This is a genomic window from Microcoleus sp. B3-A4, assembly GCF_036705385.1.
Lineage (GTDB): Bacteria > Cyanobacteriota > Cyanobacteriia > Cyanobacteriales > Microcoleaceae > Microcoleus.
Genome location: NZ_JAUBUI010000001.1, coordinates 253,042 through 277,716, shown reverse-complemented (window position 1 = coordinate 277,716; position 24,675 = coordinate 253,042). Strand labels below are relative to the sequence as shown.

Annotated in this window: 17 protein-coding genes; 11 read left to right on the top strand and 6 right to left on the bottom strand. The window is 47.0% G+C overall.

The window, feature by feature from the left end; all coding sequences use genetic code 11:
* Positions 1-8: 8 nt before the first annotated feature.
* The 4 genes from QUB33_RS01220 to QUB33_RS01205 form a co-directional block, all read right to left on the bottom strand.
* Entirely contained in the window at positions 9-1,508 is a 1,500-nt protein-coding gene (locus QUB33_RS01220) for a methyltransferase (protein ID WP_333346198.1), read from the bottom strand.
* A gap of 15 nt (positions 1,509-1,523) precedes the next feature.
* Positions 1,524-2,936 (bottom strand): ABC transporter ATP-binding protein, encoded by a 1,413-nt coding sequence (locus QUB33_RS01215; protein WP_333346194.1) that lies wholly within the window; start codon positions 2,934-2,936, stop codon positions 1,524-1,526.
* A gap of 134 nt (positions 2,937-3,070) precedes the next feature.
* A complete protein-coding gene (locus tag QUB33_RS01210) occupies positions 3,071-3,922 on the bottom strand; it encodes an ABC transporter permease (RefSeq protein WP_445299495.1) in 852 nt (283 codons plus the stop codon).
* A 181-nt stretch (positions 3,923-4,103) separates the two neighbouring features.
* Positions 4,104-4,643, bottom strand: coding sequence for a hypothetical protein (locus QUB33_RS01205; protein ID WP_333346191.1), 540 nt, complete (start codon positions 4,641-4,643; stop codon positions 4,104-4,106).
* A gap of 71 nt (positions 4,644-4,714) precedes the next feature.
* Between QUB33_RS01205 and ruvB the strand changes: the two genes are divergently transcribed.
* From ruvB to QUB33_RS01150, 11 genes are all read left to right on the top strand, one after another.
* Entirely contained in the window at positions 4,715-5,812 is a 1,098-nt protein-coding gene (ruvB, locus tag QUB33_RS01200; protein WP_333346188.1) for a Holliday junction branch migration DNA helicase RuvB, read from the top strand.
* 3 nt (positions 5,813-5,815) lie between these two features.
* Positions 5,816-6,379 (top strand): Uma2 family endonuclease, encoded by a 564-nt coding sequence (locus tag QUB33_RS01195; RefSeq protein WP_333346185.1) that lies wholly within the window; start codon positions 5,816-5,818, stop codon positions 6,377-6,379.
* 120 nt (positions 6,380-6,499) lie between these two features.
* Positions 6,500-8,254, top strand: a complete 1,755-nt coding sequence (recN, locus tag QUB33_RS01190; RefSeq protein WP_333346183.1) for a DNA repair protein RecN — start codon at positions 6,500-6,502, stop codon at positions 8,252-8,254.
* A gap of 601 nt (positions 8,255-8,855) precedes the next feature.
* Entirely contained in the window at positions 8,856-12,068 is a 3,213-nt protein-coding gene (locus QUB33_RS01185; RefSeq protein WP_333346180.1) for a GAF domain-containing protein, read from the top strand.
* 453 nt (positions 12,069-12,521) lie between these two features.
* A complete protein-coding gene (locus QUB33_RS01180; RefSeq protein WP_190656946.1) occupies positions 12,522-13,070 on the top strand; it encodes an inorganic pyrophosphatase in 549 nt (182 codons plus the stop codon).
* A gap of 160 nt (positions 13,071-13,230) precedes the next feature.
* Entirely contained in the window at positions 13,231-14,529 is a 1,299-nt protein-coding gene (locus tag QUB33_RS01175) for a serine/threonine-protein kinase (RefSeq protein ID WP_333346176.1), read from the top strand.
* Positions 14,530-14,637: 108 nt separating this feature from the next.
* Positions 14,638-16,038 carry a serine/threonine-protein kinase gene (locus tag QUB33_RS01170; RefSeq protein WP_333346172.1) on the top strand — a complete coding sequence of 467 codons (1,401 nt, stop codon included), beginning with the start codon at positions 14,638-14,640 and terminating at the stop codon, positions 16,036-16,038.
* A 249-nt stretch (positions 16,039-16,287) separates the two neighbouring features.
* Complete coding sequence (locus QUB33_RS01165) at positions 16,288-16,800, top strand: inorganic diphosphatase (protein ID WP_006634582.1); 513 nt, start codon at positions 16,288-16,290, stop codon at positions 16,798-16,800.
* Positions 16,801-17,324: 524 nt separating this feature from the next.
* Positions 17,325-18,233, top strand: coding sequence for an MBL fold metallo-hydrolase (locus QUB33_RS01160; protein WP_333346170.1), 909 nt, complete (start codon positions 17,325-17,327; stop codon positions 18,231-18,233).
* A 20-nt stretch (positions 18,234-18,253) separates the two neighbouring features.
* Positions 18,254-18,820: a diheme cytochrome C gene (locus QUB33_RS01155; protein ID WP_333346167.1), complete on the top strand. Its 567-nt coding sequence runs from the start codon at positions 18,254-18,256 to the stop codon at positions 18,818-18,820.
* Positions 18,821-19,219: 399 nt separating this feature from the next.
* Positions 19,220-19,777, top strand: a complete 558-nt coding sequence (locus tag QUB33_RS01150; protein ID WP_333346164.1) for an HPP family protein — start codon at positions 19,220-19,222, stop codon at positions 19,775-19,777.
* A 233-nt stretch (positions 19,778-20,010) separates the two neighbouring features.
* Here QUB33_RS01150 and QUB33_RS01145 read toward each other — a convergent pair whose 3' ends face one another.
* Positions 20,011-21,165 (bottom strand): phosphodiester glycosidase family protein, encoded by a 1,155-nt coding sequence (locus QUB33_RS01145; RefSeq protein WP_333346162.1) that lies wholly within the window; start codon positions 21,163-21,165, stop codon positions 20,011-20,013.
* Positions 21,166-21,303: 138 nt separating this feature from the next.
* The gene (ppc, locus tag QUB33_RS01140; protein ID WP_333346157.1) at positions 21,304-24,429 is read right to left on the bottom strand and encodes a phosphoenolpyruvate carboxylase; all 3,126 of its coding nucleotides are present in this window, start codon (positions 24,427-24,429) and stop codon (positions 21,304-21,306) included.
* Positions 24,430-24,675 lie beyond the last annotated feature (246 nt).

The following is a 24,675-nucleotide window of genomic DNA, read 5'->3' as shown; positions in this document are numbered from 1 at the left end:
TTTACTCGCTACTCTCCCGCTAAGCCCAGGGATCGCCTGACTTGAAACCACGCGCTTCTGATCTTCCAGAACTTGCTGCTTTCCATTGCTAAAACTCGACACTTCGCTTGCTCTAGTTCTTGTTTGAGATTAATTAGTTGATTTTCCGTTTTCTCCAACTGCATTTGCACGGATAATAAGTGATTTTGAGTTTGCTCCAATTGCGTTTGAGCTAAAACTAATTCAGTTTGAGTTTCTTCCAACTTTGTTTCAGTAATCATTAACTTACTTTTCTTTTGCTCCCATTCTATCTTAGCCGAGGCTAACTGAGTCTCGAGTAATTTTAGTTTTGTCTGGGTAGACCCCAACAAAGACTGCGATTGCCTTTGGTTAAGCAGCGATTTAACAGTGCAAGTTTCCAGAATCCATTCCAAACCGTAGTTATTGATTGCTTTGACTATTAACACATCCTCCAGCGCCACTGTGTTTTTTAGTAAATAACACCTCCAACCCGACTGCAAAGCCCCATCATTTTCAAAATATCCAGCCACATCCGGGCGATCGTAAAAAGGCTCGCACCTCTGTACAACCTCGCCGTTTACCAGCACTTGCAGCTCCTCAACTCTACCGTCGCAATTCACATCAGCCACCCATCCTTCCAGATACAAATTCTTCTTCTTCGTAAAAGCAGCAACATCAATATATCCTTCCGGATGATGATGGAATTTCAACTCCGAAAAATCTCTAACTAACTCATTTGTTACAACATACAAATCCTGAAACCTGCATATGCCTTTTTTGATGCGGTGAACAAAAGCTTTGCCTCCGCTAACTTTCTCGACACATTCTCTCACAAACTTTTCAGTTACATAAGTTGTGCCGTATTCCTCCTTATCTAAAGACTGACTTTCGCTTAGAGGGCTAAACAAAATACCCTTAGCCGGCATTTCTGTATTAGCTGCACGCAAACACTCATCGTGAACGCTGAACATCAAAATGCCGTTAGGAGTCAACAAATCGTACAAATTTTGTAACCAATTTGTAAAAGTTCTTTCCGGCATATGGCTGAAAAAAGAATTAGCCAGAATGCAGTCAAACTTGCGGTCAATTAAATAATTTTCTGGTTCTCCAGTTGAGACAATACCGTTGACGCCCAAGTATTCAGTTTGAAACTTAACCGCGTTAGCATAAATATCAGAAACCCAAATTTTTTCCGGCGGCATTTCCTGAATCAAAAACCGGGTAAATCGACCGTAACCGCAGGCAAAATCTAGAAAAGAGGGAACATTTTCAAAACAGCCAAAATGCCATTCCACAACTTGTTTAACCGTATCCAAGATGCGACGCCCAATCGAATAATAGCGCACCAACGCCCGATCGCGATCGTCTTTGACGTTGTTCAAGCTGAACAAATACATTTCATCGTCTTCGCAGATATTCAGTTTAAAATTTTCGGGAAACTTAGCTTGATCTTGAATAAATGCTTTGATTACGGGATTTTCGACTAAATCTAAATTGATATCGCTCATTGTTTTTACAGAATTTTAGATAACCTCTGTTGATTGCTCTTTCACTATAGAATCAGCATTAACAACAGTTAAACACGGTTCGATCAGCAAGTCAACGATGCCGTTACCGCAGGACTCTGTACAAGACTGAACTCTAAACATCGCCACATCAACGCAGCGATCCAGATAAGTTAAATCTCCATCAACCGTTCCCACAACCCCAGCATTCAGAAAATAAACCCCGGGATTCAGCAAACATTTAAACTGAAACTTAACTACAATTGTCGTTCCCGCTTCCACATACCTAACTGACTGACTAGAAGCCTTCAAAGAAGCACCCGCCAACTCAAAACCGCTAATCGTTTTAATCAACATTCCAAACCTAACCTTGGAAGTTGACCGCGAGAAAGTGACCGAGTAAGTATAAATATAATCTTGACGGCCTAGCAAGTGATTTACCACATTGCCCTTCAGCGTCTCGATGTGGGGGTTGATAATTTCCGCTCCGCGAGACGGATACCTTACCGTATTCGACGGTATCATCCCCGGATCGTAAAATTCATCGTAATATTCTTTGGGTTTAGAGAGATGTTGCTCCGGTTTAACTTCCCTCTTTGTGCTTTCTAAATTAACCTCCTGAAGGTGGTCTTGACTTTCCTGTTTTGTCAGTTGGTTCAGAGATCGAATATCTGACTTCAACCCCAAAACCTGATCCGGATCGGCATAAATCAGCTTTTGATACTTAGAAATTACCACCTTCGGCGTGTGAGCGAGCAGCAATTCACCGCTATCCATTAAAATAGCCGACGTACAAAGTTGCACCACAGAAGTAGCAGCGTGAGAAACAAATAAAATTGTTCCGCCACCTTCCTGAATGCTTTGCAAGCGGGCAAAACACTTGCGTTGAAAAGCTTCGTCGCCCACCGAAAGCGCCTCGTCAACCACCAAAATATCTGGCTCGACGCTAGTCGCAACAGCAAAAGCTAGCCTGACAAACATACCGCTAGAATAAGTCTTGACTGGCTGTTCGATGAAATCCCCAATATCAGCAAAAGCAGCTATATCGTCAAACTTTTCTTCAGTTTGTTTTTGATTGAATCCCAGTAACTGAGCGTTAAAAAACACATTTTGCCGCCCGGTAAATTCCGGGTTAAACCCGCTTCCGAGTTCCAACAAAGCGGAGACTCGCCCTTTAACCTCCACGCTTCCGGCGGTAGGCGTTAGCGTCCCCACAATTATTTGCAGGAGAGTGCTTTTTCCCGAACCGTTGCGACCGACGATTCCCAGAGTTTGTCCTTGCGGAATTTCCAGATTGATGTCGTGCAGGGCCCAAAATTCGTCAGCCAGTTTTTTGCTGGGGTAAATAATTTCCTTTAAGCGGTCTCCTGGACGATCGTACCGCTTAAAGCATTTGGAAACATTTTTTAGTGAAATTACATTTTCTGTCATTGGCGGCAGTCAATCGATTTTAGATTTTAGATTTTAGATTTTAGATTGACTTGAAATCTCAAACATATTTACAGCACAATCGATTTTAGATTTTAGAATTTAGATTTTAGATTGACTGTAGATCTCAAACAAATTTACAGCACGTCAGCAAAAGCGGGACGCAAACGCCGGTAAACCGCCAAACCTCCACAAAATATAGCAGCAGAAATTAGCGTGGCGACACCCCATTCGCCCCAATGCTTAACTTCTCCAAGCAGTATGAGGTCTCGATAAACCTCCGCGATGGCGGCCATTGGATTCAGCCAAAATATCCACGCCCGCCACTCTTGGGGGATTATTGATGCTGGGTAGACGATCGGCGTCAAATAAAACCAAAAATTTAGAATAACACCTAATGTCTGAGGAATGTCTCGCAAAAATACAGTCAAGCCCGCTGTCAAATACCCCAAACCCGCTGTGATTAGCAACTGAGGCACCCACACAAGCGGTAGCAAGCATAAAGTAGCGTTCAGCTTTTGCGACGACACTACTACTATCACAATCAAAGCTGCTAAACCCAGAGAACTTTCAATAAAAGCTGTAAAAATCGGCACTAGCGGCAGCAAACCGAGAGGAAATACCACTTTTTTTACTAAATTCGGCTGCCCCACCACCGATACTCCCGACTTGATCAAACCGCTGGTGAAGGCACTCCAAGGCAACAAACCTGCAAACAGCCAGACTCCAAATGTAATGTCGCTGTTTTCGGGAAAGCCTGTAAGGCTGAGCTTTACCTTGAGGACGATTGAAAATACGTATGTGTAAATCACCAATTGCGATAGCTGATTCAGCAGCGGCCACAAATTGCCCAGAATCGAGCCTTTGTATTGAGCTTCCAAGTCCCGGCGCACCAATGTTGCCAGCAGATTCAGCTTCGCCCACCGCCGGGGCGTAATTGCGGGCAGCCTACCGCGCACCCTTCGGGCTTTTTGGGCAACTCCTTTCACCGTTCTCAGCAATTTTTTCGCCCTCGTTCACTACCTTCACACCTAAATCAACTCAAGCTACAATTGTGCAGCTTTTGTTAAACCGCAATTATTCCACAGCCCCGCCGCTTTGATCAAGGATCTGCCACCCTAGCTTCGGCTTCTTCTTTCTTTCTTCTTTCCTCTTCCTTCGGAGGTTATTTTAGCCGATCGCCGATCGAACTGCCGAACCCATCGCTAGTTTTTGCTCGTCATCGTAGCCCCACCGCTGGAAAAATTTTTCATACTTGCCGTTGGCACTCTGCAAACTTTCTAGCATTTGCGACGCTATAGTTTGACAGGCTGGCATTTGCAGGATTTGAATTAAATTGCGCGATCGCTCCTGCACTCTAGCAGAATCGGCCGCCATTTCCTCCTTTTGCTGGCGCGAATGATGTACAACCATTGCCGCCGACATCGCCAAATTTTTCACCAGCAGTTCTGCTACGATCTCAGGAGCCGATCGCAGCGCCTCGACTACTCCGGGTGACGGGTGATCTGCCTCCTGTCCATCGTCCGTTAGATAGGTAACAAAAAAACCCCTAGCACCGTTCTGTGTTTTCACCAGAGATGTAACAGCTTGCTGGATGTCGGCTTGTAAAAGTCGATCGGCCTCAATGAACGACAGTAAAGATTGAGTCAGCTCGATCGCCCCCTCAAAAGTTATGCTTTCCGATGCTAATAAAGAAGATGGAATACTCATAACGAACTCAATAATTTTAAAGATTCTGCTAACAATTGTAAACAATTCCCGCTGCCCGATCGCAAATAAATATGGCTATTATCTCCTCCAAACAACAGCCCCCCGACCCAAATCTACCCGAAGACATAGCCCCGACCCGTCGCAAAAAAGTGGCCAAACCCGAGGCGGAATCGCTGCTAGAATCGCAAGAACTACCCGACGAAATCAACAGCAAACAAGACGACAAAATCCGACCCCAGCGGTTAGCTGAATACATCGGGCAAAAAGACTTGAGAGAAGTTTTGGCGATCGCAATTGCAGCCGCCAAATCTCGCGGCGAACCGATGGATCACCTGTTACTCTACGGGCCGCCAGGGTTGGGCAAAACCACAATGTCGCTAATTCTAGCAGCAGAAATGGAAGTTGAATGCAAAATCACCACCGCCCCAGCTTTAGAAAAACCGCGAGATATTGTCGGATTGCTGATCAACCTCAAAGCAGGCGACGTGCTGTTTATCGACGAAATTCACCGCTTATCTAAAGTTACAGAAGAAATCCTCTATCCGGCGATGGAAGACTGTCGGTTAGATATTACGATCGGTCAAGGGAAAAGCGCCAAAATCCGCAGCATTCCCCTGAAACCATTTACCTTAGTAGGAGCAACCACAAAAGTCGGATCGCTGACATCTCCATTGCGCGATCGCTTCGGCTTGATCCAAAGATTGCGCTACTACGAAATAGACGAACTCAGTTTAATAATCCAAAGAAGCGCCCAAGTTCTCGACACTCAAATCACCCCAGAAGGAGCCGCAGAAATTGCCCGCCGAGCTCGCGGAACCCCCCGCATCGCTAACCGCTTGCTGCGGCGAGTTAGAGACTACAGCGAAGTCAAAAATTTAAAGCCAATTGATGCCGAAATTGCCTCAACCGCCCTCGAATTGTTCAACGTCGATCCGCTAGGTTTGGATTGGACTGACCGATCGCTTTTGACAGCAATGATCGAAAACTTTAACGGAGGCCCGGTGGGTTTAGAAACTCTCGCAGCTTCCACAGGAGAAGACACTCAAACAATTGAGGACGTGTACGAACCGTACTTAATGCAAATCGGATTTTTGCAGCGGACAAGTCGGGGCAGAATTGCCACAGCGGCTGCTTGGAAACACTTAGGTTTACTCGCAGATAAGGAGTAGAAAATGGTACAGATACCAACGAAAACACTAACTTTGTCAGAGTTCCTAAACCTGCCAGAAACAGAACCAGCTAACGAATATATCAACGGTATAATTATCCAAAAACCTATGCCCCAAGGAAAACATAGCCGTATTCAATGTGAATTAGTGTCAGCCATTAATGTCGCAGTTAAAAATCAGAAAATTGCCTTAGCTTTTCCTGAATTGCGGTGTACTTTTGGCGGTCGATCGCTCGTGCCTGATGTCACAGTATTTACTTGGGAAAGAATACCAGTTGATGAAAATGGGGATGTTGGTAATGTATTTGAAACTTACCCTGATTGGACAATTGAAATTATGTCTCCGGGTCAGAGTCAAACTAAAGTAACAGGGAATATTTTACACTGTCTGAAAAACGGCACTAAAATGGGTTGGCTGATCGATCCGATGGTGCGGTCGGTCTTAATTTATCCCCCTGGAAAGCAACCGGAAATTTTAGCAAAACCCGAAGAATTGTTGCCAGTTCCAGATTGGGCAGCAGAATTGCGGCTGACGGTAGGAGATGTGTTTGGGTGGTTGAAACTATAGCAGAAGTCAGTTGACAGTTGACAGTTGTTATTGGATACCAATAATTTTCCAGGCTCTCCCTCCAATTAGCAATTACCAATTACCAATTACCAATTAACAATTCCCAATTCCCAATTCCTCATGTTGCTATACCTCAGAATAGAAAACTTTGCCTTAATTGACTGCCTGGATCTAGAATTTGGCCCGAGTTTGAACGTATTTACAGGGGAAACCGGGGCCGGCAAATCGATTATCCTAGATGCGATCGATGCAGTTTTGGGCGGGAAAGTCGATCGCCGATCGATTCGCACCGGAGCAGCGCGGGCAATATTGGAAGCTACCTTTGAGTTGGACAAAGCCGCAGCTTTGTGGCTGGGCGACCAAGAAATCGAACCCATAGACGGAAATTTAGCCGTTTGCAGCCGGGAAATTAACGCATCTAGCGGTGCTCTGCGTACCAGGTCCCGCTTGAATGGAATTCTCGTCAACCGCCAGTTAATCGACCAACTGCGCGATCGGCTGGTCGAAATTACCGCCCAAGGCCAAACCGTCCACCTCGGACAAGAAACCCTCCAGCGAGAATGGCTTGATTTATACGGCGGCAAAAAACTTGCTGAAGCTCGATCGATCATCGCCTCCGCGTCGCTGGGAGCCAACAACGCCAAAACAGCCCTCAAACGCAGGCGTCAGTCGGAACAGCAGCGACTGCAAAGACTTGATTTGTTAGAATACCAAGTCCGAGAACTCGGCGAAGCCCACATCGAAGACGCCGACGAACTCGAACAGCTAGAACAAGAATCAATCCGACTCGGCCACGTCGTCGAATTGCAGCAGCAGAGTTACCAGATCCACCAAGCCCTGTACCAAAACGACGGCGACAGCGCATCAGCCGCCGACTTGTTGAGCAAAGCCGAAGTAATTTTAAGCGACATGGCCGTTTACGACGTGCAGTTGCAACCAATCCTAGAAATGGTCAGCGATGCTTTAGCTCAAGCCACAGAAGCCAGCCGGCAAATTAGCAGCTACGGCGAACAATTAGAAGCAGATCCCGAAAGACTCGAAGAAGTAGAAGATCGGATTCGCGAACTCAAACAAATTTGCCGCAAATACGGGCCGCTCAAAGAAGCGATCGCCTACTACCAAAGCATTCAAAACGAACTAAATGAACTTTTAGAAGGAGGCGAGTCAATGGAAGCCTTAGAACTCGCATATCAGACTGCTTTAGAGCAATTAAAAGACGCTTGCAGCCACCTCACCACCCTGCGACGCGAAGCAGCCCTCAAACTAGAAACACACCTCGTAGGAGAACTTAAGCCGTTAGCAATGGAAAAAGTGCAATTTCAAGTCGAGATCTCGCCTTGTACCCCAACCGCTACTGGTGCCGACCAAATCGCCTTTTGTTTCAGCCCGAATCCGGGTGAACCTTTGCAACCCCTGGGCGCGATCGCCTCCGGGGGAGAAATGAGCCGCTTTCTACTCGCCATCAAAGCCTGTTTTTCCCAAATAGAAAGTGCCGGCACCCTGATTTTTGACGAAATTGACGCCGGAGTCTCCGGGAGAGTCGCCGGGGCGATCGCCAAAAAACTTTACCAACTTTCCGACAAACACCAAGTTCTCTGCGTCACCCACCAGCCGCTGATCGCCGCGATGGCTGATTTTCATTTTCGCGTCAACAAACAGACGATCGAAGCAGAACCAAGTATCGGCGAACCCGCAGCCGACTCAGAACCAGTCGAACGCACAGTAGTCAGAGTTGCCGCCCTCAACAGTGAGCAGCGGCGCGAAGAACTCGCCCAACTCGCCAGCGGCCGCTCAGCAACAGAAGCCATCGCCTTCGCCGAATCCCTGCTTGTCGAAGCCGCCGGATTGCGCCAAACTCAGTCTGCCAAACCCTAAGCAGACCCTCCAGCCGATCGTGGGGTTTAAAAGGCGGAGTTTTTTCAGAGTCGGAGGTTACACTAAAAATATCAACCGCAAATCTTACAAAAAAAAGCTGAAAACCCCGTGAATTTAGTGGGATGAAAGCTAAGAGCAGCAAAATTGAGAGAAATTCTAGTTAAAAACCACAATTGTGTAGAGAAGGGCACACATCACTAGCAACTGGTAGTGTCACAATTGCGGCTAGTCCTACAATGCCATCCCTCTTTCAGCGGTCCTCCCAGCAGTACGCATTCATGTTCCTGCAGGCGATCGGCTCAAAGATCGGCAGAACCTACTTAAACCAGGTACGCACAATGTCAAAATCAGTTAATAAACCATTTAAACAACATTCGCGCTCTCTAAAAAGATTGCAGCACTCCCATAGCCTCGTTACTCTCCCACCCTCCGTTCAGCAGCAAGGCCAACTGAATTTCCCTTGGCCTGTGGCCGGAGTTCTGTAAACTGGGAAATACTTTCACACATAATTGAGTTTTGTGCGACAGGTGACTCACTAATGAACTTGCCCGCTCTCCTAGCTTAGAGACTAACCCTTACGCTTAAGATTCTGTAAAGGTCTATGAAATCTGCATCTCCCAATCTGCCAGCTATGGAAAACAACACGACAGTGACAGTAGAGGCCACTGTTGTCAGTGAAAACCATGATTTTACTGTTGTCAGTGAAAACCATCAGGAAAAATATTCTCAGCCTTCCTCTAGCAGTAGCGCTCTTGCCAAAAGTCCAGGATTATCCGGTGTTCTCGATCTCCTAAATAAGGAAAGCTTTACAGAAGTAGTTAAGGAAGTAGAAGAGAAACTTAAGGTTGTCAATCAAACCCTGGGAATGCTGGACAATATTCTTGACGCGCAGGGATTCGACGCCATCCTTAACGAAATGTTGCAGTCGATTACCCTCAAAACCGGGGAATTGCTAAATGCCGATCGCAGCACGATATATTTATTAGACGACGAAAAAAATGAACTCTGGGCGATCGTCGCTAAAGACGAAAATGGCAAAAGTCTAGAGATCCGAGTTCCCGCCCATGTGGGTATTGCGGGAGAAGTAGCCACGGAAAAAAAAGTGGTGAACATTCCTTATGATTTTTATAACGACCCCCGATCGGCTAACGCCCAAAAATTTGACGAAAAAAATGGATATCGCACTTATACAATGCTGGCGATGCCCCTGCTCAACGAAGAAACAGGAGAGTTAGTAGCAGTAGTTCAACTGATTAATAAACTCAAACCCAACCACCAACATTATGGTACTTTAGAATCACAGATTGACAAGGCAGGATTTACTCAAGAAGACGAACAAGTTTTTCGAGAATTTGCCCCGTCGATTCGCCTAATTCTAGAGTCTTCTAAATCTTTCTACGCAGCAACTCAAAGACAACGGGCCGCGACAGCGCTGATGAACGCCGTCAACGCTCTTTCTCAGAGCGGTTTAGATTTAGAAGATACCCTAAAAAGGGTGATGGATCAGGCCCAAGAACTCATGAACGCCGATCGCAGCACGCTGTGGCTGATCGATGAAGAGAAAGACGAACTGTGGACGAAAATCCCGTTCGCCGGCAGCTTGAAAGAACTTCGCATACCCAGATCAGCAGGTTTTGCAGGCATCGTGGCCGAATCCGGCGAACCGCTGTTGATTCCCTTTGACGTGTACGACGATCCTCGCGCTGAAATGGCCAAAGAAGTGGATCCAAAAACTGGCTACCGTACTTGCAGTATGCTCTGTATGCCAGTCTTTAATGCAGATCACAAATTGATCGCAGTTACTCAATTAATGAACAAAAAAAAACAAGGAGAATTTCCCCCCTACAACCCCGAAAACTGGCCACAAGCCCCAGAACAATGGAAAGCGAGTTTCAATCGCAGCGACATGGAATTTATGAAGGCGTTTAATATCCAAGCAGGAGTCGCCTTGCAAAACGCCAAACTGTTTGCAGAAGTCAAACAGCAAGAACAAAGACAAAAAGATATGCTGCACGCCCTGACTAACGGCGTGATTTCTACAGATAAAAAAGGCCATATAGTAGCGACCAATCCCAGTGCCACAAAATTACTGGGTGTCAGCGATGCCGAATTAGCCGAAGGTCAATCTTTGCGCGAGTTAATTAAGTTAGAAAAAGGCGATTTTGCTAAGTGGTTTGATGCGTCTTTGTCTCCCGAAGACGATAAGGATCGCCAGCAGTATTACCCCGATCAAGTTTTGGTATCCTGTGTAGGGAAACCGCAGAGTATCAATCTATCGATAAATTCTATGACGGATGCGATCGACCCCAGCAAGGTCAACGGCGCGTTAGTCGTCATGGAAGATATTAGCGAGGCCAAGCAAGTCAAGAACTTGATGTACCGTTACATGACGCCTGAAGTAGCCGAAGCTTTGTTAGCTTCAGGGGATATTGGATTGGGCGGTAAGCGCAAAAACGTTTCGGTGCTGTTCTCAGATATTCGCAGCTATACCACACTTACGGAAAAATTGCAAGCCGAAGAAGTGGTAGTGATGCTGAATAAATATTTTGAAGTGATGGTAGATGTCGTATTTGAGTACGGAGGGACTCTCGACAAATACATCGGCGACGCTCTGATGGCAGTTTTTGGCTCTCCAGCGCCCCTAGAGGATCATGCTTGGTGCGCCATGCAAACGGCGGTGAAAATGCGGGAAAAACTGGCAGAGTTCAATCAAGAGCGTATGGCACATGGGGAATTGCCGATCGGCATCGGTATGGGCGTGCATTCCGATGAAGTTGTCAGCGGCAACATCGGCAGTAGCAAACGCATGGAATTGACTTCGATCGGAGACGGCGTAAACCTCGCCTCTCGCTTAGAAGGCGCCAGCAAGCAATACGGCACCGACTTGATCATCAGCGACAATACTTACAGAGATTATGCCGATCGGCTCTACGTGCGAGAACTCGACTTTATTACTGTCAAGGGCAAAAGCGAACCCGTAATCGTTTACGAACTCGTCGGCATCCGCGAGGGATACTCGCCAGTGGGCAAGTCACTAACCGAAACACAGCAACAAATTATAGAACATTACACCAAGGGGCGCGAACATTACAAAGCTCCAGTCACCCAAAGACTCTCAGAAAGTGAGGTGAAAAACATCTTAAATGATGTCGCCTCCATGCCAGAGGCAGAGATTAAGAAACTGCCCAACAATTTTGTAGAGCAACAGTTGGAACACGAACTCAAGAACCTGTTATATCAACTGAAAAAGCTGTCAGAGTACGACCCCAAAAACCTGTCCGAAGCAGACAAACTCATCGTACTGTTGCAGACAGAAATCCAACTGCTGAAATTTGAAGGCATCAAAAACCTCTCGGAAGACGAAGCCAAAATGCTGCTGCAAGCAAAAATCAAGCCCCTATCAGCAGACGATATTAAATACTTGCAAGAAGGCGATGTCAAAAAGCTGTTGGAAGCAGACATCTTAGAACCATCAAATCCTCAAATCAAACGGCTGAAACCTGCAGAGATCAGGCAGCTATTGCAGGCGAAAATTAAAAGTCGGGCCTGCGAGACAGTTGCAGAAATGTTAGATGAGGAATTTGAAAACCTGGGACTCGATCGGGTGAAAAAACTGCTGAGCGAGTTTAAGAAAGCCTTAGAACCAAAAGCCAAGCAAGCCTTTAAAGACGCTGCACGCGAATTTGAGGCCGTTCTGGATGTTGACCCGAAAAACAAGGCAGCTAAATTGCACGTCGATCGCTGTATGTTATTTCAGCATAGTTTTTCAGACGTACTCAACTGGGATGGTGTGTGGAATCTCACAGAAAAATAGCAGTAGCCCACAGCAAATCCTCGCGGTGGGGTCAGGGTTCGGGGTGGGGGCGATCGCGATCGGGGGTGCGCCTCCCATCCGGCCACCAGTTAACCGGAATATCCTATGGAGGTAATTGTAAATAAACTCCAACAGGTATTATGGTTATATAACCGGATTTGAATTTGCAAGCGAGATGCCGGGGTTTCGCCCTAGGTGTTTCGGTCGCACTACCTACCGCAACAAACTTAGCACTTCTATTATTTGAAGCGCTTAAAAATAGTTATGACTGGCGGCAGCGTTACCCGGTTTCTGAGAAAAATCTTGGAGAAAGGCGACGAAACATCCGCTCAAAAACCGGGTTTCTCACCCCGCCCGCGTAAGTCTTAATAGCGTTACCGGCTCCTAAAAAGAGCTTCGTTCGCAGATAGTCAATGTTCTAGTCTTAGATATAGAAAACCACTAGCGTCAGTTATGAATAATTGGAATTCGCAATCGGGAGATGTTGAGTGGGTAGATCAGGTTTACCAACTATTGCTGGAGATTGCTCGCAGCTCCCTGTCAGATATCCCCAGAATCCCGGAAAACATCACGGTTAAGGCTATCCCTCTGATCCAGAAGGTACAAAGCATTCAGCAAAGACCTGACGGGCAAGTGTTCAAATCTGGTTCCTTTTCAGTAAACGATCACGAATGGGTCGATCGAGTCTGCCAATTATTGGTAGAACTAACCAGCGCGTCTTTGTCCGAACAGCCCAAAATGCCGGAAAACCTTGCAGGCAGATCTTTAGCCCTCGCCGATCGAGCACAAAAAATTAAAGAAGATATCGAAGAAAATGCAGCCCAAACCCCAGCAGATGAAGATGACAATTCTTCACAGTCTCCAGATGCGCTGCTTTCCCTATTGCACCACAGTTTGAAAACTCAGCGCGCCAAAAGCTACAACCCCGATGCCCCCGAATGGCAGCAAGTCTTGAGCCTGCTCGACGTAGTGCAGTCAATTTACAAGCAAATCCAAAATTAAATTCCAGCTTTATTCAGGGGCGTCTTTATTGTGCCAGATCGCTGGCTCTTAAAGGCAGTTGCTCTTTGACATAAAATTTTTTTTGCCGTAGCCCGAACATTTCCGATTATTGGACTTTTGTCAACTACACTAGGTTTAATCGGTTCTAGGGCAAGAGAACATGAGCGGACAAAACATCGGCGATTTGTCAAAAGAAATATTAGCCGATCGCTATCAGTGCGATCGGCGGCTCGGCAAGCAAGCAGGAAGGCAAACTTTACTCGCCCGCGACTTAAAAACCCAACAGCAAGTAGTAGTCAAACTCCTCTCATTCAGCAGCGACTTTAACTGGGAAGACTTAAAACTGTTTGAGCGAGAAGTCGAAACCTTAAAATCCCTATCCCATCCCGCAATTCCCCGATATCTAGACTCCTTTGAAATCGACACCCCCAACCGCAAAGGATTCGCCCTAGTTCAGAGTTACATCGAAGCCAAATCCCTACAAGAACATCTTTCAGACGGCCGCACCTTCAGCGAAAGCGAAGTCAAACAATTAGCAACAGCATTATTAGACATTCTCGCATACCTGCACCAGCGACAGCCCCCGGTGATTCACCGGGACATTAAACCCAGCAATATTTTACTCAAGAATCGATCGGGCAACAGCGTCGGCGAAGTCTACCTAGTTGATTTCGGTGCAGTTCAAACTCTAGCAACCCAACAAGGGAAAACAGTCACCGTTGTCGGAACTTACGGCTATATGCCGCCAGAACAATTTGGCGGGAGGGCGGTTCCCGCTTCCGACTTGTACGGCTTGGGAGCAACATTAATCGCCTTAATTACCAAGCAGCATCCTGCCGACTTGCCGCAGAAAGATTTGCAGATCGAGTTCGAGCAATTCACCCAACTGAGTTCCGGTTTTACCAATTGGCTGAAGTGGATGACACATCCGAGTTTAGATCGCCGTCCCGCCTCAGTCCAAATCGCAAAAGAAGTTCTAGAAAAACCACAGCAAATAAACCAATATTCCCTGCCATTGAAAAAGGAAAAAACGGTGGATACCTCTAGCTTGTTCTGGAATGCGATCTGGCGCAGCACTGGGACAGGAGCTCTAGCTGTAGGAGCTTCTATAGCAATTTACAGCACCTTTATTTATCCAGGTATGGGGACAATTATCGGAGGAATCGTGGGCGTTTCTCTCGGCTTGCTGCTGGGGCTGTGGAACGGAATAATCGTAGGAATTGTGACCCGCTTGTGGTTTTTTCCCCTAACTAATCCCAAACTTAATCGACAGGTTTTAAGTGCAATTAGTATCGTACTCTGTACCTCGACAAGCATCATCTTCTTTTGGATAAATCCTTTGTTTGGTAGGAATTATGATATTATCTTCGCATCTGCACCGTCCCTAATTGCAGGACTGTCAATGGGGGCAAATACCAACTCTATTGCTCGGTGGTATCAAAAAGCAAGCGGACTGTAATCTCAAATTGAGAATAAGATCATGATACCCAGATACCCGACTTCTCCAAGAAGTCGGGGATATAAAAGAAGAGCTTTTAATGTCAAGTTAAAATTCAGATGGAAAAACATGACTGGCCAAATATTAGCAGAACGCTACGAAGTGCAGCGACTATTGGGAAAACAAACTGGTCGCCAAACGCTGCTAGCTCGTGACTTGCAAACTCAAGCATTAGTTGTCATCAAACAGCTATTCCTCGGCAGCGATTTTGAATGGCAAGAACTCAAGCTATTTGAACGGGAAGCGGAAACTTTAAAAGCACTTGCTCATCCAGCAATTCCCCGCTACCTCGACTACCTGGAAATTGACGAACCAGACACTAAAGGATTTGCCCTGGTACAGACTTATGTAGAGGGGAAAACTTTGGAAGAGCATTTGCGATCGGGACGTACTTTTAGCGAAAGCGAGGTTAAAGAATTAGCTAAATCGCTGTTAGAAATTTTGATTTATTTGCACGAGGAGCAAGAGCCGCCTGTTATTCACCGCGATATTAAACCAAGCAATATTTTACTGCACAGCAGATCTGCCCACTCCGTCGGACAAGTTTATTTAGTTGATTTTGGTTCGGTGCAGAACCAAGCTGCAAAATTTGGCGGCACAATTACAGTAGTGGGGACATACGGATATATGGCACCGGAACAGTTTGGCGGGCGATCGGTTCCGGCTTCGGATCTCTACGGTTTAGGTGCAACTTTAATTTATTTGGTAACGGGTTTGCATCCCACTGAACTGTCGCAGCAGGATTTGAAAATTCAATTTGCCGATCGGGTAACGCATCTCAATTCTAATTTAGTCGATTGGCTGGAGTGGATGACAGAACCTAGTTTAAACAAACGGTTATCCTCGGCTGGGGAAGCATGGCTATCGCTCAAAAATCCCCGCCCGACAGACAAAAATCCTATAGCAGTGCAGCGGCAAGGCAGCGATATTAAATTGACCAAAAATTCGGAATTTATAGAAGTTATAATTCCGCCGCAGGGAGTCGGTTTTGGTTTAATTGCCATGCTTTCGGGTGTGATTGCTGCGAATGTCACATTATATATCAATTTTCATAACGGGGATATAAATCCGCTACTTTTTCTGATATTAGGAAGTTTCTTAGCTGTGGCAGGAGTATTAAAGTTTATCGATGCACTATTTGTGGAAGTGCGTCTCAGAATCGATCGACAGCAAATCTCCTATATCAGCCATCTGCTAGGGTGGGAATGGTATTATTGCCCGCCAGCTCCCAGACAAGACATTGGCCAGTTGGAAATTGAACAAATTGAATATACTAGGCGCGGCACGAAAAACAAATTATCTAGAGTTTCTCAGATAATTATGCAAGCGGGCAACCAAAAATATCAACTAGGAATGAAGCAGGGACTAAGTGAATCAGAAATCGAGTGGTTAGCGACAGAACTAAGCCAGTGGTTGGGACTGAAAATTCAAATAACTTTGAGAGACGATAAAAAGAATAAATGGTTCTGACAATATCTATCTCGCCCAAACAAAGCATTACCCTCTCAAGCTGGGGGATGCGTCCCGCCCCTCAGGTGTATTTTCACAGCAGGTGGGACACCCCACAAGCCTCATCCTCAAATTGTGTAACCCCGATCGCACTCGTCCGCTTTCGGTCAATCTCATGCAGCCGTTCGGCCCGATCGCCCGTAAAATGCTATCAAAGGGATTTGGCAAGTAGCACTCATCCCAATCATCTGTTAACTTGGAGATATTGTTGTGGACTTATCGCTAATTCCGGCACAGCCGAAACCAGGACTGCTCAACGTCCTCATCGAAATTACCGCCGGTAGCAAAAACAAGTACGAATTTGATAAAGACTTGCAAGCCTTTGCTCTCGATCGGGTGCTTTCTTCCTCAGTCCAATATCCGTGCGACTACGGCTTCATACCCAATACCTTAGCCGATGATGGCGACCCCCTCGACGGCATGGTGATGATGGATGAGCCTACATTTCCAGGGTGCATAATCGCAGCCCGTCCGATCGGAATGCTGGAAATGATCGACGGAGGCGACAGGGACGAAAAACTGCTGTGCGTTCCCGACAAAGACCCCCGCTACGCTCACTATAAGTCCCTCAAAGACGTAGCCCCCCACCGCTTGGACGAAATTGCCGAATTTTTTAGAACCTACAAAAATTTGGAGAAAAAAGTCACGGAAATTCTGGGTTGGCAAGATGTCGATCAAGTCATGCCCTTAGTCGAAAAGTGCATCGCAGCCGATCGCAAATAAGCCCCTAGCCCGCACTCCTCGACTACAACCCGACTAAAAACTCAGGAGGCCGAACTTAAGGCAACCGCTGCAGGTCAGGCGATGCAGTCGAGGAACGGGTAGCTAGAAGGTCAAATCAGTCGTCAATGCCGATTCACCGGAACGGCATTCCTCAAAACCCCGCCCCGGTCCCAATCTTGAAAAAAATACTACTCCTAGAGTAAGATTAAGCGCAAATTATACCCCTGGGGAATGCGTTCTACGTTTGAGGAAATTTTACCCTAACACTTAGATCGATCGGCGCTATCTTAATCTCAGAACACAGAACACGCCGGGCAGCCCGCATGATGCAAAAAATAATCTCTCAAGCGTGACATCTCCTACACCAACCCGTAAGGTTGAGAATTCTAACAGCCCAAGTGTTCGGCACTCGGATGGTTTCCCGATAAAGCGCTGGATTATAGTACAGATTGCTAAAAAGTAAAAACTAAAAAGTAAAAACTAAGATTTCAACTCCCAAGTTCCTGCCGCCAAAACTAAAAAAAATGCCAGATTCCGCACCCTCTCTACCCAATCCACAGCCTTCAGATCGCAAAGCCACAATGGAAAATAGTCCTTTGACCGAGTTTGTCGTTCAGTTTTGGGGCGTGCGGGGCAGCATAGCCACCCCCGGCACCAAAACACTGCGCTACGGAGGCAACACCTCCTGTGTAGAAATGCGCTTGGGCAAAAAACGCCTGATTTTTGACGGCGGTACGGGCCTGCGAGTTCTCGGCCTCAACCTGCTGCGGCAAATGCCTGTCGAAGCCCATATGTTTTTTAGTCATACTCACTGGGATCACATTCAAGGGTTTCCGTTCTTTACTCCCGCTTTTATCCCAGGGAACTGCTTTCACATTTACGGTGCGATCGCCCCCAACGGCACTACCATCAAACACCGTCTTGCCGACCAAATGGTGCACCCCAATTTTCCCGTCCCCATCCAAGTGATGCAGTCAGACCTCAAATTCAACGATTTGACCCCTGGGGATATTCTCGAACTCGACGATGTGAAAATCGAAACGGCACTGTTGAACCATCCCAACACCGCGATCGGATATCGAGTCACCTGGGAGGGACACACGGCCGTCTACTGCACCGATACAGAACATTTTCCCGATCGGCTAGACGACAACGTGTTACACCTAGCTCGCAACGCCGACGTGCTGATTTACGACGCCAACTACACCAACGAAGAGTATTACAACTTCAAAACCCCGAAAGTCGGTTGGGGACACTCGACTTGGCAAGCAGGAGTAGAAATAGCGAAAGCTGCTGGAGTCAAAAAAATCGTGATGTTTCACCACGATCCGGGCCACGACGACAATTTTCTCGATCGAGTCGAAGCAGAGGTGCAGGCAACGTTCGCCAATGCCTGCTTAGCCCGCGAAGGCATGAGCATACCAGTGATTTAACCAAAAATAAATTCAGAATTATGAAACAGGAAAAACCCCGCAAACGTCGCAGAGTAGGCTTGCGGGGGCTTTACTCAACGTTGCTAGTGTTGGTAATTATCTGCTGTACCTGTGGCGGATGGGTTGCAGCTCAGACTGCCTACTCTCGCACTCCCGCGCGACTTGCTCAGGTGTCTTCGATCGAGGATACTGGTACGGTCGATCGCATTCCCGAACGCTACCAACTCGGACAGCAACTGTACCTAGAAAACTGCGCCACCTGTCACATCGGTTTACCGCCGCAAGTATTACCTACAGAAACTTGGCGCCGCTTGCTGCAAGATTCCCAACACTACGGACAAACCATCAAACTGCTAGTAGACCCGCCCCGCCTGCTAGTGTGGAACTACCTGCAAACTTTTTCCCGTCCCCAAGGAAAAGACGAAGAAGTTGCCTACCGAGTCGCCAGTTCTCGCTATTTCAAAGCACTCCACCCTAAAGTAAAACTGCCACAACCCGCAAATATCAGCAGTTGCGTTACTTGTCACCCCGGCGCGTCTCAATACAATTTCCGCAAGCTTACCGCCGAGTGGCAAAACTCTCCGTAACGAAGATTAAGTTCGTAATTATATCCGAGTGCGAGCGAGAAGATCGCACTAACCAGAAAAGGGCGATCGCATTCTGACCTAGAGACTTATCCAAAGTGTGGGTGCGATCTTTCAATTTATGCTTACTGGGCATCGCACCTTACAAATAACCTCTGGCTTTACCCTCATCAATAACTCTGACGGCTAACGGTGAAGTTGTGCGACTGCCGATAACGTCTGTTGCAAAACCGACCAAACTTGCTAGTGGGTTCCAAGCGAGTGGTTAGCTGCTGCTTGACTGGCATAGAAGTAAAAAATCTGTGCCTTTAACTACTTTTTGACAAATTGTTATGATATCTTAACTTTAGCGGAGGCTAGTTCAGACAATTTAAGAAGCCTGGTTATTAACTAACCTGATTTATGATTGACCTTAAAAAAATTCGACTGAAATGGGAAAGTTATTGGTTTAAAACCCTTGGGAGATGGCGATCGTGTCCATTGGCCTGCCCAGTAGACAGACCTCATCCTCGGCATATTTTTTGGAGTTGGATTGGCAGTTTTTTGGCAATTACTGCAACGTCATATCTGGCTGTAAAAACTAATTCTCCTTTACTGATGGCTCCGTTTGGCGCTACAAGCGTTCTGATCTTTGGTGTCCCTGACAGCCCTTTGGCTCAACCCCGGAATGTCATTGGGGGCAATTTCTTCGCTGCTCTCACCAGTTTAATCATTCTGCATTTTCTCGGTTCTTCTCCCTGGGCGATGGGGATGGCTGTTTCTAGTGCGATCGGAATTATGCAGATTACCAGAACTCTACATCCGCCTTCGGGAGCAGTTGCCTTAGTCGTCATGATGACCCAACCAGACTGGAAATTTTTGCTAACACCTGCTTTTGAGGGCTCAATAATCTTGGTCTTGTGCGCCGTCATCTTTAATAATTTAGCGGCAGAAAGGACGTATCCCCAGCACTGGTTATAGGAAATAAGCTGAAAACCCTGTGACTTCAGTCCAGGGAAGGGCGATCGCGGGAGACTTTAGTCTCCCAGTCAAATCCTTGCTTAATCAGCAATACGAGTTATTCTCTCATCCTTCCCTCGGGATCACTACCCAAAATCGATATCCTCCCTAGATTCCGACTTCCATCGGACTTCTTTCTTCCATCCGTTACATCCCGATCGCGTGCAACGGAAGCCGAAGTTCCTTCTGCTAGATCAATCAAAAAAAACGGACGGATCGGCGGAAGGTCGAGATCCCTTTTGAAAGCGTTCCCAGGACTCCTTTAACTGAGCCGGCGCTGGATTTTCGCGATCGTAAACCACCAGCACATTCGTCAAATTCCGGCCCGGTGGCAATAAAACCTGCCCCTGATGAGCCAAACCCACCGAAGCGCCCCCATCCAAATTCATCGCTTCCAAACAGCCGATCGCTTGCATAACTTTAGCTTCTGCTTCCAAAGACAAACTATCAAGAAAAGTCACCAAAAATAACTTATCTCTCGAAGCTGGAAAGCCGATCGCCGTTCTCGAACCCACACCCAAAACATGAGAATCTTTAAAACCTTCCGATAAAGGAGACAGCCAAACTTTCCCCCCTTTAACCAATCTCGGCCCGCAAGTCAGAGAAAACCAATGTTGACTCCAATCCGGCTTACCTTCAGTTCTAGCCGTCACCATTTCCAATTGATTTCCCGCTTTCATCCCCAAAGTCGTGCCGTAATTTTCCCATCGGCTGTATTTCAGAAACTTACCCGCCGCCACCATATTTCCCAGCACAGATTTCTGCTCATCTTTACCAAAAAAAGTCCCGTTAGCAACAACAGCAGCCCGGTAACGCGACACCATATTTTCAAAAGGTTCGTCACCCCGCGTTACTTTAGAAGTATTTGCAAAGTCTGCATTATTAGCTAACCCAATTGTGATATAAATTTCTGGGTCGGCGAGGTCAATAGTTGTCAGATAAAAACTTGCGCCAGCTAGATTTTGACTGCTGAGTTGTACAGGTTTTGCTTGATTAGCGGAACGTCTAATAACTTGAGTTTGAGACTTCACAAAAGGAGAATTCGCGGCCTTTGGTTGAGGACTTTCGGGCGATTTAACGATGGGATTGCTGGGCGGAGTTTGAGGAGTTTTCGCGGATTTTAGAATGGAATTACTAGGCCGAGGTGGAGGAGTTTGATTGGATTGTATACTGGATAAAAAAGCGAGTGACTTTTGCCACATTTGACCCATGAAAGTCAAGAAACTATCTCGGTTTTGGGCGATCGCAAAATAGTCAGCCGCAACCCGGGCCAAAGCTATGCCCGTTAAAAATAAAAAAGTGCGCCGCAGCATCGGGCGACAACCTTCAGACTGTTTGCGTTTAGACATAAAAAAATCTCAGCTAGCATAGCGAACAGTTTTCTATGGCTGTGACTACAATGGGCGATCGCCTGAATTCTGAAACTAGCAGTAGCAAGGTGCGTAAGCGCGCACCTCACCACGAATTCAAAACTCAAAACTATTTCCTTAGCCGGTATTCCGCATCCCCGCAGCAATTCCATTAATCGTCAGCAGAGCTCCCCGCAACAATTCACCCTTGCTGTAACGCGAGTGAATCACCCCCGGAACCCCGCCACTACCGTGCTGCCGCAAACGTTTCAGCAGCGAAACCTGCAACAAACCCAAAGGCACAATCGTCGCATTTCGCAACTGCACCGATCGCTGCAATGCCGGATCTTCGTCCAACAAACGTTGGTGTCCGGTAATCGTTAAAACCAAATCGCGAATCAAGTGAAATTCGGCAGCAATTTGATCGAATAAAGCCTTAAACCGCTCCTTATCAGCAGGCAAAGCTAACTCCTGCACGTAATGTTCTGCAATCTGCAAATCCACCTTAGATAAAGTCATTTCCACCTTAGAAATTACCATTCTAAAAAATGGCCACTTCAAGTAGAAATATTGCAAAAGTTTCATGTGTTCTTCTGGTTCCTCCAGCAAAAACTCTTGCAAAGCTGTGCCGACACCGTACCAAGAAGGCAGCAAAAAGCGGCTTTGAGTCCAGCTAAACACCCACGGAATTGCTCGCAAACCGCTGATGTCTTTTTTGCCACCGCGACGGGCCGGGCGAGAACTAATTTGCAACTGGCTGATTTCTTGAATCGGAGTAACTTGGTGGAAGAAATCAACTAAATCCGGCTGTTCGTAGATTAAATGGCGGTAGTGCGATCGCGATCTCACCGACAACTCTTCCATAATCTCATTCCAAGGGTCGATGCCATCAAAACCAGTGTGCAGCAAACTAGCTTGAATGACCGCTGCCGCCACAGTTTCCAAATTGTAAAGCGCCAACTCCGGCAAAGAATATTTAGAAGCCAAAACCTCGCCTTGTTCGGTAATCTTAATTCGCCCGCTAATACTCTTTCCAGGCTGAGCCAGAATTGCCTTGTAAGCAGGCCCGCCGCCGCGCCCTACAGAACCGCCTCGGCCGTGAAAAATTCGCAACTCTATATTGTATTTTTCCGCAACCATTTGCAAAGCCTTTTGAGCTTTGTGGATTTCCCAATTGCTGCTGAGGAAACCAGAATCTTTATTGCTGTCCGAATAGCCCAGCATCACCTCTTGCAATTTGAGAGTGTCGATTGGACATTGGATATTTTCTTCGCTTTTTTCCGCTATTTCCTGCGCGTATCCTCCTATTAGCAAAGCTCGATAAAGCGGCAGATCAAAGATTTTTTGCATTACTTCCGGCGCTTTTTTCAAATCTTCCACAGTTTCAAACAGGGGAACTACTTGAATGCTGCTAATTCCTGTCGCCGGATCGTAAAGTCCGGCTTCTTTTGCTAACAGCAAAACCGCCAGTAAATCGCTGACATCATGGCTCATGCTAATGACGTAAGTTTGGCAAATTTCCGGGCCAAACTCCTGGTGCATTTGCCGCAATATCCGGAAGGTATTGATCGTCTCGCAAGTTTTGGGAGAAAAGGGCAATTCTGCTGGAATTAAAGGGCGGCGAGTTTGCAGTTCCGTTGCCAGCCAAATAATTCGATCGCATTCCGACATTTGATTGTAAGGCTTGGGCAAAATTTGCAAGTATTCAGCAATTTCGCTCAAAGCGTCGGAGTGTACTGTTGACTCTTGGCGGATATCTAGGTAAGCCAAATTAAATCCGTAAATTTCTACTTGGCAGAGCAGATTTTCCAAGTCCCGACAGCTCAAACCTGTTTCGACTAAATTGCGCTCGATGAGCTGCAACTCGGCTAAAAACTCAGTACCCGATCGATAAAGCCCCGACATTCCGGGAGGTTCTGACAAAGCTTCGCGTTCCCGCTGCAACTCGTCTCCTTTGTAGAGCCGCCAATTGCGATCGCGCGTATTTTCCAGCCGCTGCAGCACGTAGGCCAGCTTCAACCGATAAGGCTCTTGGCGGTAGCGGATCGCCCACTGCTCGTAAACCTCGGGAAATTCCGATCTGTCGCGATCGAGAGATTCGAGCAATTCCGGCAGCACGTCGCTCCAGTGCAGCGACAAACTCAACAGTTCATTGAGGCGTTTCACGGCGTTGATGTACTTACACAGCACCAAATGGCGCTGATAACAAGCTGTTTGCCAAGTAACTTTCGGAGTCACAGAAGGGTTGCCGTCCCTATCCGATCCCACCCAAGAACCGAACTTGCAAAAATTGTAACTCGGCGGTTTCAGATAAGGATAAGAAGCGTGGAGCGCTTGCTTTAAGCGGTGGTAGAGTTCGGGAATCGCATCAAACAGCACTTCATCGAAGTAGTGGAGAGTGTATTCCACCTCGTCAAGCACAGTCGGCTTGAATTGGTGCAGTTCGTCCGTGCGCCACCAGAGGCGAATTTCTTCCATCAGTTGCTCTTGGAGAGCCGCCGCTGCCCAACAAGACACCGGGTAGGGGCTTTGAGGGTCGGCTCCGAGCACCTGAAATTTCTCGTCAACTTGGTCTAGCTGTTGGAGAATCTTCGCCATCCGCCGCTGCTTGGTGCGGATCGTGTGGCGGACAATTTCCGTCGGGTGAGCGGTGAATACCAAGCGGATGTCTAACTGATCGATCAAACGCTGGATTTGCTGGCTGGGCACGTTCAAGCGCAGCAGCATCGGGAACAGTTGGTGAAAAGTGCCGGCATCTCGGGCGATCGTCTCGCTGCTGTCTGCATTGCTCAAAGCTGTTTGGGTGGGGCTTGGGCCTTCCCTGTGCCGCGGGCGATCGGGGGCATCCGTTGCTTGTCCTGGCAGCTTAGAAAACATCCGCCCACCAGCATCGTTGCTGCTAGAGTAAGCTAGCTGTTGGTCTCGCTGTTCGTAGTGCTGTTCGACAATGTTGATCAACTGAAAATACAGTGCAAAAGCCCGAGCGGCGCGGATGGCGGCGTTGAGGTCGAGCTTTTCGATTAACTGTACGACATTCGACTCGCGAAACTGAGTGGCTTGTCCCTCAGCGGAATTGACCGATCGCATTTGTTGGAGCAAATCCACCAATTCCTGCCCGCACTCCTGTCGCAGCACCGATTCCCACAAGTCCTCTACTACTTTGAGGCGATTGCGCAGAAACAGGTCTGATTTTGGGTAAGCGGGAGAATGGGAAATAGATGTTGCATCAATAGCCTGTTCTGAAGACTGGAGGACTGAACTCATCGGGCTGTTCCTCAATAGCTGCGGGTGTCAAGAAAATTGTATGGTTTAGTTTCGCCTAAAACACTTTTGTTTGCAGTCAAATTTGAGACAACTTCTTGCAACGTAGAAAGTAGAAGGCACTTATGTACAAAGTATAAGGAAAGATTAATTCTTAGGCCACAGATTGTACCTATTGTCAAGCTTTCATATCAGTTGACTTGCGATTTTAGATTTTAGACGCTCAGCCTGAGAGGTTCGGCGAGCGGT

What these genes read in the sequence shown, in the direction of transcription:
- QUB33_RS01175 (WP_333346176.1), top strand. Translation starts at nt 13,231, where the DNA reads ATGAGCGGACAAAACATCGGCGATTTGTCAAAAGAAATATTAGCCGAT.
- QUB33_RS01160 (WP_333346170.1), top strand. Translation starts at nt 17,325, where the DNA reads ATGCCAGATTCCGCACCCTCTCTACCCAATCCACAGCCTTCAGATCGC.
- QUB33_RS01195 (WP_333346185.1), top strand. Translation starts at nt 5,816, where the DNA reads ATGGTACAGATACCAACGAAAACACTAACTTTGTCAGAGTTCCTAAAC.
- ppc (WP_333346157.1), bottom strand. Translation starts at nt 24,429, where the DNA reads ATGAGTTCAGTCCTCCAGTCTTCAGAACAGGCTATTGATGCAACATCT.
- QUB33_RS01155 (WP_333346167.1), top strand. Translation starts at nt 18,254, where the DNA reads ATGAAACAGGAAAAACCCCGCAAACGTCGCAGAGTAGGCTTGCGGGGG.
- QUB33_RS01205 (WP_333346191.1), bottom strand. Translation starts at nt 4,643, where the DNA reads ATGAGTATTCCATCTTCTTTATTAGCATCGGAAAGCATAACTTTTGAG.
- ruvB (WP_333346188.1), top strand. Translation starts at nt 4,715, where the DNA reads ATGGCTATTATCTCCTCCAAACAACAGCCCCCCGACCCAAATCTACCC.
- QUB33_RS01180 (WP_190656946.1), top strand. Translation starts at nt 12,522, where the DNA reads ATGAATAATTGGAATTCGCAATCGGGAGATGTTGAGTGGGTAGATCAG.
- QUB33_RS01215 (WP_333346194.1), bottom strand. Translation starts at nt 2,936, where the DNA reads ATGACAGAAAATGTAATTTCACTAAAAAATGTTTCCAAATGCTTTAAG.
- QUB33_RS01185 (WP_333346180.1), top strand. Translation starts at nt 8,856, where the DNA reads ATGAAATCTGCATCTCCCAATCTGCCAGCTATGGAAAACAACACGACA.
- recN (WP_333346183.1), top strand. Translation starts at nt 6,500, where the DNA reads ATGTTGCTATACCTCAGAATAGAAAACTTTGCCTTAATTGACTGCCTG.
- QUB33_RS01220 (WP_333346198.1), bottom strand. Translation starts at nt 1,508, where the DNA reads ATGAGCGATATCAATTTAGATTTAGTCGAAAATCCCGTAATCAAAGCA.
- QUB33_RS01150 (WP_333346164.1), top strand. Translation starts at nt 19,220, where the DNA reads ATGATTGACCTTAAAAAAATTCGACTGAAATGGGAAAGTTATTGGTTT.
- QUB33_RS01170 (WP_333346172.1), top strand. Translation starts at nt 14,638, where the DNA reads ATGACTGGCCAAATATTAGCAGAACGCTACGAAGTGCAGCGACTATTG.
- QUB33_RS01145 (WP_333346162.1), bottom strand. Translation starts at nt 21,165, where the DNA reads ATGTCTAAACGCAAACAGTCTGAAGGTTGTCGCCCGATGCTGCGGCGC.